The sequence below is a fragment of the Streptomyces sp. NPDC004788 genome (assembly GCF_053601115.1).
In genome coordinates, this window is the sequence record NZ_JBSGBF010000170.1 from 1 (window position 1) to 7,401 (window position 7,401).

The following is a 7,401-nucleotide window of genomic DNA, read 5'->3' on the forward strand; positions in this document are numbered from 1 at the left end:
CGCGCGCCGGGGTACGCCCGTGCCCGTGCCCGTGCCTGTGCCGGGCCGCGCCTGTGCCGGGCCGCGCCTGTGCCGGCCCGCGCCGGTCCCGGGCCGCGCCGGTGCCGGGCCGCGCCTGGGCCCGGCTACGCCTCCGCCCGCGCCTCCGCCCCTTCCTCCTCCGCAACCGCCTCGCCGAATCTGGCCAGCGTCAGCGAGCCCGCCACCGCCACCGCGAAGCCGAGGACCGCAAGCCAGCCGAGGCCCTCGCGGGTCTTGTCGCCGAGCCAGGCCACGCCCACGATCGCCGGGCCGATCGTCTCGCCGAGGACGAGGCCGGCCGTGGCCGTCGTGACCGCGCCGCGGCTGAGGGCGGAGGTGTAGAGGACGAAGGCGGAGGCGCCGGCGAGCAGCAGGGCGTACAGGGCGGGGTTGGTGAGGTCCAGGCCGTCGAGGAGGCGGACGGCGACCTCGACGACGCCGAAGCCGAGGCCGCCGGCGAGGCCGAGGACGAGGGCGCGCGGGCGGTCGGGGAGGCGGCCGGCGGCCGCGCCGATGCCCAGGACGGCGACGGCGGCCGCGAGCAGGCCCCATTCGAGTCCGTCGCCGACCCCTTCGTGGCCCTCCCGGCCGGAGGCGAGCGCCAGCATCGCAAGGCCGAGGCAGACCACGCCGACGGCGATCCATTCGATCCGGCGCAGCCGGACGCCGAGCACGCGCGAGGCGACGACCGCCGTGACGGCGAGGCTGGCGGCGAGGGCGGCGCCGACCGCGTAGATCGGCAGGGTGCGCAGGGCCACGATCTGGAGGACGAAGCCGAGTCCGTCCAGGCCGAGCCCGGCCACGTACCGCCACTGCCGCAGCGCCCGCCACATCAGGGCGACGTCGACGCCGCCGCCGGTGCCGGGTTCGGCGGCCCGGGCGGCGAGGGCCTGGAGGACCGAGGCGGTGCCGAAGCAGAGCGCGGAACCAAGGGCGCAGATCATCCCAAGAAGCATGAAAGGACCCTAGTGCGCAGGGAGTACGCGGGGAGAACATGCGGGCGGGCCGATACGGCCGCGGGCGGCCCGCCTACACTGTGCGATCGCAACCCTGCGATACGGCAGGACGACGGGGAGGACAGGTCATGCGCAGGCTGAGGTCGAGCACGGTGGTACTCGGCGGAGTGGGCATGCTCGCGGCGACACTGACCGCGTGCAGCTCGGAGCCCGACCGGCGCTGCATCGACCCGGTCACGTACAAGGAACTCCCCGACTACAAGTGCGAGGACGGCCGCGGCACCGGCGGCAGCAGCAGCGGCTCCTCCACCGGCCGCTACTACTACGGCGGTTCCTCCAGCAACGGCCGTGTCAGCGGCGGCAGCTACGACAGGTCCGCCGTCGAGAGCGGCGGCTTCGGCGGCCACCACTCCTCCTCCGGCGGCTGATCCCGCATGGAGCGCCACACCATCGAGCCCCGCCCCGGCTGGCAGCGGACCGTCGAGGAGCAGGGCCTGATCTACCCGCTGACCCGCTACCCCGACGGCTCGCTGCGCCCCTACTGGGACGAGAGCGCCTACTACTCCTTCAGCCTGCCCGAGGTCGAGGCCCTGGAGGAGGTCGTCGAGGAGCTGCACGCCATGTGCCTGGCGGCGGCGGCGCACATCGTCGAGCAGGACCGTTTCGCCGACCTCGGCATCACCGACCCGCGGCTCGCCGCGCGGGTCGCCGAGTCCTGGCACCGCCGGGCCGAACTCCCCACCGTCTACGGGCGCTTCGACCTCCGCTACGACGGCGCGGGCGGCCCGGCCAAGATGCTGGAGTACAACGCCGACACCCCCACCTCCCTGGTGGAGGCGGCGAGCCCGCAGTGGTTCTGGATGGAGGAGCGCTTCCCCGGCGCCGACCAGTGGAACTCGCTCCACGAGCGCCTCGTCGACGCCTGGAGGCGCCAGGCGCACCTGCTGCCGCCCGGCAGCCCCGTGCACTTCGTCCACTCCGACGGCGACGAGCTCGGCGAGGACCTGATGACCGTCGCGTACCTGCGCGAGACCGCCCAACAGGCCGGCCTCGCCACCGAGGCGCTGTCGGTCGAGCGGATCGGCTGGGACCGCATCAGCGGCCGCTTCGTCGACGACCGGCTCCGCTTCATCCGCGCCTGCTTCAAGCTCTACCCGTGGGAGTGGCTCACCACGGACCGCTTCGGCCCGCACGTCCTCGACACCCTCGACAACGGCGGCGGGACCGGCTCCACCTGCTGGATCGAGCCCGCCTGGAAGATGCTGCTCTCCAACAAGGCGCTGCTCGCCGTCCTCTGGGAGCTGTACCCGGGCCACCCCAACCTGCTGCCGGCCTACCTCGACGGCCCCCGCGAACTGGCCACGACCACCGGCTGGGTGGCCAAGCCGCTGCTCGGCCGCGAGGGCGCCGGCGTCACCCTGCACGAGCCCGGCGACCCCGTCGTCCTGCGCGACGACGAACCCTGCTGCTACCAGGAGCTCGCCCCGCTGCCCGACTTCGACGGCAACCGCGTCGTGCTCGGCGCGTGGACCGTCGGCGACGAGGCGGCGGGGCTCGGCATCCGGGAGTCGGCGGGACCGGTGACGGACGAGTACGCCCGCTTCATCCCGCACGTGATCCTCTGACCCGCGCCGCCTACTCCGGTACGTAGTCCCTGAGCGGCGCGGGCCGGAGACCGGCCGCGTCGGCCGCCGCGAGGGCCCGCCGCAGATCCTGCTCGACCGTCTCGTTGAAGTGCAGCAGGACGATGTCGCCCGCCTTGAGCGCGGGCGTCGGCGGGGTCCACCGGCCCCAGGTCGTCATGTCGTACGTCCACGTCACCACGGCCTTCGCCCCGCACACCCGCGCGGTGGTCAGCGTGGTCGCGTCGTACGTCCCGTACGGCGGGCGCAGCAGCCGCGCCCCGTCCCCGAACTCGGCGAGCTGCGCCTCGCGCGCCCCGCAGACCTGCGCCTGCTGGCCGGCGGCGTCGAGGGTGGTGAGGTCCGGGTGGTCGACGGTGTGGTTCTCGACGCGGGACGGGCCCTGGTCGAGCAGCGTGTGGAAGTAGCCGGAGTCGTAGGCGTACGCGCCCGGCAGCAGGAAGAGGGACGCGGGCACCCGGCGGTCGAGCAGCAGCTTCGCGGCGGCCGGGTCGTGGTTCCAGCCGTCGTCGATGGTGATGAAGACGACCGGGTCGGTGGTCTGGACGCGGTTCACGACCGGTACGGGCTCCGGCCAGGCGGCGGCCCGGGCGGGGGCGGGGAGGGCGCTCACGAAGGCGAGCGGGACGAGCGCGGCGAGCGCGCGACGCAGCGCGCGGCGCAGACGGGGTCTCGACATGGCGGCCATCATTGGCCTAGACCAACTGGGGTGTCAATGGGGGGAGTCGGGCACGAAACGGACGTGGACGGTCCGCCCGGAGGCGGCCCGTCCGGAGGCGGCCCGTCCGGAGGTGGCCCGTCCGGAGGCGGCCCGTCCGGAGGCGGACCGGACCGCCCACGTCCGTCAGCGCGAACCGTCAGTCCGCCGAGAGCACCGCCCGCAGCTGCTCCAGGCCCCAGTCCAGGTCCTCCTTCGAGATCACCAGCGGCGGCGCGATCCGGATCGTCGACCCGTGCGTGTCCTTCACCAGCACGCCCCGGGCCATCAGCTTCTCCGAGATCTGCCGGCCCGTCCCCTTCGCGGGCGCGATGTCCACACCCGCCCAGAGCCCGCGGCCGCGCACCGCCTCCACGGCGCCCCCGCCCACGAGCAGGCCCAGCTCGGCGTGCAGGTGCTCGCCCAGCTCGGCCGCGCGCTGCTGGTACTCGCCCGTCCGCAGCATCGCGATGACCTCAAGGGCGACCGCGCAGGCCAGCGGGTTGCCGCCGAAGGTCGAGCCGTGCTCGCCCGGCCGGAACACCCCGAGGACGTCCCGGTTCGCGACCACCGCCGACACCGGCACGACACCGCCGCCGAGCGCCTTGCCCAGGACGTAGACGTCGGGCACCACGTCCTCGTGCTCGCACGCGAACGTCCGGCCCGTGCGGCCCAGGCCGGACTGGATCTCGTCCGCCATGAACAGCACGTTCCTCCGGGCCGTCAGCTCCCGCACCCCGCGCAGATAACCGGCCGGCGGGACCAGGACCCCCGCCTCGCCCTGGATCGGCTCCAGGAGCACGGCCACCGTGTTCTCCGTGACGGCCGCCTCCAGGGCGGTCAGATCGCCGTACGGCACGATCTCGAAGCCCGGTGTGTACGGACCGAAGTGGTCGCGCGCCTCGTGGTCCGTGGAGAAGCTGACGATCGTCGTCGTCCGGCCGTGGAAGTTGTTCGCCGCCACGACGATCTTCGCGTGCCCGTCCGGCACGCCCTTCACCTCGTACCCCCACTTGCGGGCCGTCTTCACCGCCGTCTCCACGGCCTCCGCGCCCGTGTTCATCGGCAGCACCATCTCCTTGCCGCACAGCTCGGCCAGGCGCGCGCAGAACTCCCCGAACCGGTCGTGCTGGAACGCGCGCGACGTCAGCGTCACCCGCTCCAGCTGCGCGTGGGCGGCGTCGATCAGGCGCCGGTTGCCGTGCCCGAAGTTGAGCGCCGAGTACCCGGCGAGCATGTCGAGGTAGCGGCGCCCCTCGACATCGGTCATCCAGGCACCCTCCGCGGAGGCGACGACCACGGGCAGGGGGTGGTAGTTGTGGGCGCTGTGCGCGTCCGCGGCAGCGATCTCGTCTTGCGTCCTCGACGTACTCGACACGGGGTCTCCGTTCGTCCTGCGGCCAGGGGCGGGTGTGGTTCCCTTTTCTTATCGTCGCTCGCATGCCGGACGGGGAAACCTGTCGTGACGGCGCGCCCGATACTCTGGAAACACGCACGGCGACTGGCGTACGGGGAACGAACCCCGGGGGAGCCGTGCGCGGCAGAGCACACGAGATGCCGCCCGCCTGGGCATCACGGGAGACCCATTCCCGATTCCCGTGTGGATGCCGCTCGCCCCCTGCCTTCGGCGGGTGAGTCCCCATCCGCATCACGGGAACCGACCAGGTCCCGCGCGGATGCCGCACCGGGGCCTCCATCCCGGAGGTACGAACGCCATGAACCTTCCCCTTCCCGCCCACCACCCGGCCCTCTCCGCCGCCGATCCCGAGCTCGCCGCGCTCGTCGGGGCCGAGGAGCGGCTGCAGGCCGAGACGCTCCGCCTCATCCCCAGCGAGAACTACGTCTCCGCCGCCGTCCTCGAAGCCTCCGGCACCGTGCTGCAGAACAAGTACAGCGAGGGCTACCCGGGCCGCCGCTACTACGAGGGCCAGCAGAACATCGACCAGGTCGAGAGCCTGGCCATCGCCCGCGCCCAGGCCCTCTTCGGCGTCGACCACGCCAATGTGCAGCCGTACTCCGGCTCGCCGGCCAACCTCGCCGTCTACCTGGCCTTCGCGCAGCCCGGCGACACCGTGATGGGCATGGCGCTGCCGATGGGCGGCCACCTCACCCACGGCTGGGGCGTCTCCGCGACCGGCACCTGGTTCCGGGGCGTGCAGTACGGCGTACGGAAGGACACCGGGCTCATCGACTTCGACCAGGTCCGCGAACTGGCCCTCGCCGAGCGCCCGAAGGTGATCTTCTGCGGCGGCACGGCGCTGCCCCGCACGATCGACTTCGCCGCGTTCGGGGAGATCGCCCGCGAGGCCGGCGCCGTGCTCGTCGCCGACGTCGCGCACATCGCCGGTCTGATCGCGGGCGGCGCCCACCCGTCGCCGGTGCCGCACGTGGACGTGATCTCGACGACCACGCACAAGACCCTGCGCGGCCCGCGCGGCGCGATGCTGATGTGCCGCGAGGAGCACGCCAAGGCGCTCGACAAGGCCGTCTTCCCGGGCCTCCAGGGCGGCCCGCACAACCAGACGACCGCCGCCATCGCCGTCGCCCTGCACGAGGCGGCCCAGCCGTCCTTCCGCGACTACGCCCACGCGGTCGTCGCCAACGCCCGGGCCCTCGCCGAGGCGCTGCTCGACCGCGGCTTCGACCTGGTCTCCGGCGGCACCGACAACCACCTGATCCTGATGGACCTCACGCCCAAGGAGGTCCCGGGCAAGGTGGCGGCCAAGGCGCTCGACCGGGCCGGGATCGTCGTCAACTACAACACCGTCCCGTTCGACCCGCGCAAGCCCTTCGACCCGTCCGGCATCCGCATCGGCACCCCGTCGCTCACCTCGCGCGGCCTCGGCGTCGCGCACATGCCGCAGGTCGCCGACTGGATCGACCGGGGCGTCGCCGCCGCCGGAAAGGGCGACGAGGACGCTCTGGCCGTCATCGGCGCCGAGGTCGCCGAGCTGATGGCCGCGTTCCCGGCCCCGGGCCTGCCGGTCTAGCGGGGCCCGTTCGGCACGGTCCGCACGTTCCGGGGCGGGTGCCTCGCCCGCGCCCGCCCCGGAACGTCACGTGACGTGCGGCTCAGCCCCTGGTGCGGGTCACCGGGAACCACAGCTGCGAGTCGGACTGCGCCGGGTCGTCCTTCGACGGGCGGGTGCGCAGGATCTCCGGGCCGGGACGGTACTCGTACGGGTTGGACGGGATCCACTGGGCCGCGATGTCACCCCACATCTGCTGCAGCGCCTGCGGGAACGGCCCGGTGTTCTCGAACACGGCCCAGGTGCCCGCCGGGCAGTCCAGCACGTCGAGGTCCTCGGGCAGCTCGTCGGCGGTGGTCACCACGGCGTGGTAGTAGTCGAGTTCGCTGCCCTCCTCCACGCTGTCCGACAGGCGCACGGTCGCCGAGACCACGCCCTCCGGGTCCTGGTCCGAGAAGGCGACGATCCGCAGCATCGTCTCCGGCGGGATGCCCTTGATGTGCTCGGCGATGTGCGGGTTGACGCCCTGGTAGATCAGCGGGACGCGGGCCTTCTTGCCGACGACCCGGAATGCTTCCTTCTCCACGATGCGGTAGCGCATGGTGCTGTTCCCTTCGACGGTGAGGCGGAAGGACAGCCGGGGCTGCGCGTTCAGCGCCGCGCCGGTACGCCTGGCCTCGCCGGGACCGACTCCGTGCACGGCGCGGAACGCCCGGGCGAAGGCCTCGCCCGAGGTGTAGCCGTAACGGATCGCGATCTCCAGCAAGGTCGGTTCGCCGGCCAGCACGTCGGCCCCCGCGACGGTCAGCCGCCGCCGTCGGACGTACTCCGACAGCGGCATCCCCGCCAGCGACGAGAACAGCCGCCGGAAGTGGTACTCCGACGTGACCGTGATCCGGGCCAGTTCGGACACATCGATCTGCTGGTCGAGGTGACCCTCGATGTGCTCCATGGCCTGGTTCAGCCGATCCAGCAACCCCGGCCTCCTTCCTTTCGATCACCACGCTAGGAAGGACCCAGCCTGCCGCACCCGACATCCTGTGCCCGCTCCGGTCGGGTGCGGCGGGTCGACGTCGTAGCCGACGCCGCGCGTCCCGTACGAGCCAAGGTAGGTG

The 7,401-nt window shown here is 73.0% G+C and carries 7 protein-coding genes and 1 riboswitch; of the genes, 3 read left to right on the top strand and 4 right to left on the bottom strand.

Annotated elements, in window-relative coordinates; all coding sequences use genetic code 11:
• Nucleotides 1-125: 125 nt before the first annotated feature.
• Nucleotides 126-977 carry a hypothetical protein gene (locus ACWEJX_RS36865; RefSeq protein WP_451611775.1) on the bottom strand — a complete coding sequence of 284 codons (852 nt, stop codon included), beginning with the start codon at nt 975-977 and terminating at the stop codon, nt 126-128.
• Nucleotides 978-1,105: 128 nt separating this feature from the next.
• Here ACWEJX_RS36865 and ACWEJX_RS36870 point away from each other — a divergent pair, with 128 nt between their 5' ends.
• Both ACWEJX_RS36870 and ACWEJX_RS36875 read left to right on the top strand, forming a co-directional pair.
• Complete coding sequence (locus tag ACWEJX_RS36870) at nt 1,106-1,405, top strand: hypothetical protein (RefSeq protein ID WP_451611776.1); 300 nt, start codon at nt 1,106-1,108, stop codon at nt 1,403-1,405.
• Between the two features lie 6 nt (nt 1,406-1,411).
• Nucleotides 1,412-2,602, top strand: coding sequence for a glutathionylspermidine synthase family protein (locus tag ACWEJX_RS36875; protein ID WP_451611777.1), 1,191 nt, complete (start codon nt 1,412-1,414; stop codon nt 2,600-2,602).
• A gap of 10 nt (nt 2,603-2,612) precedes the next feature.
• On the opposite strand, the gene ACWEJX_RS36880 is transcribed toward ACWEJX_RS36875, so the two are convergent.
• Nucleotides 2,613-3,299 (bottom strand): polysaccharide deacetylase family protein, encoded by a 687-nt coding sequence (locus tag ACWEJX_RS36880; protein WP_451611778.1) that lies wholly within the window; start codon nt 3,297-3,299, stop codon nt 2,613-2,615.
• Between the two features lie 178 nt (nt 3,300-3,477).
• Complete coding sequence (rocD, locus tag ACWEJX_RS36885; RefSeq protein ID WP_451611779.1) at nt 3,478-4,695, bottom strand: ornithine--oxo-acid transaminase; 1,218 nt, start codon at nt 4,693-4,695, stop codon at nt 3,478-3,480.
• Between the two features lie 109 nt (nt 4,696-4,804).
• Nucleotides 4,805-4,895: riboswitch (ZMP/ZTP riboswitch) on the top strand.
• Nucleotides 4,896-5,032: 137 nt separating this feature from the next.
• Here rocD and ACWEJX_RS36890 point away from each other — a divergent pair.
• Complete coding sequence (locus ACWEJX_RS36890) at nt 5,033-6,307, top strand: serine hydroxymethyltransferase (protein WP_451611780.1); 1,275 nt, start codon at nt 5,033-5,035, stop codon at nt 6,305-6,307.
• A gap of 82 nt (nt 6,308-6,389) precedes the next feature.
• On the opposite strand, the gene ACWEJX_RS36895 is transcribed toward ACWEJX_RS36890, so the two are convergent.
• Complete coding sequence (locus ACWEJX_RS36895) at nt 6,390-7,262, bottom strand: AraC family transcriptional regulator (RefSeq protein WP_451611781.1); 873 nt, start codon at nt 7,260-7,262, stop codon at nt 6,390-6,392.
• Between the last annotated feature and the right edge of the window lie 139 nt (nt 7,263-7,401).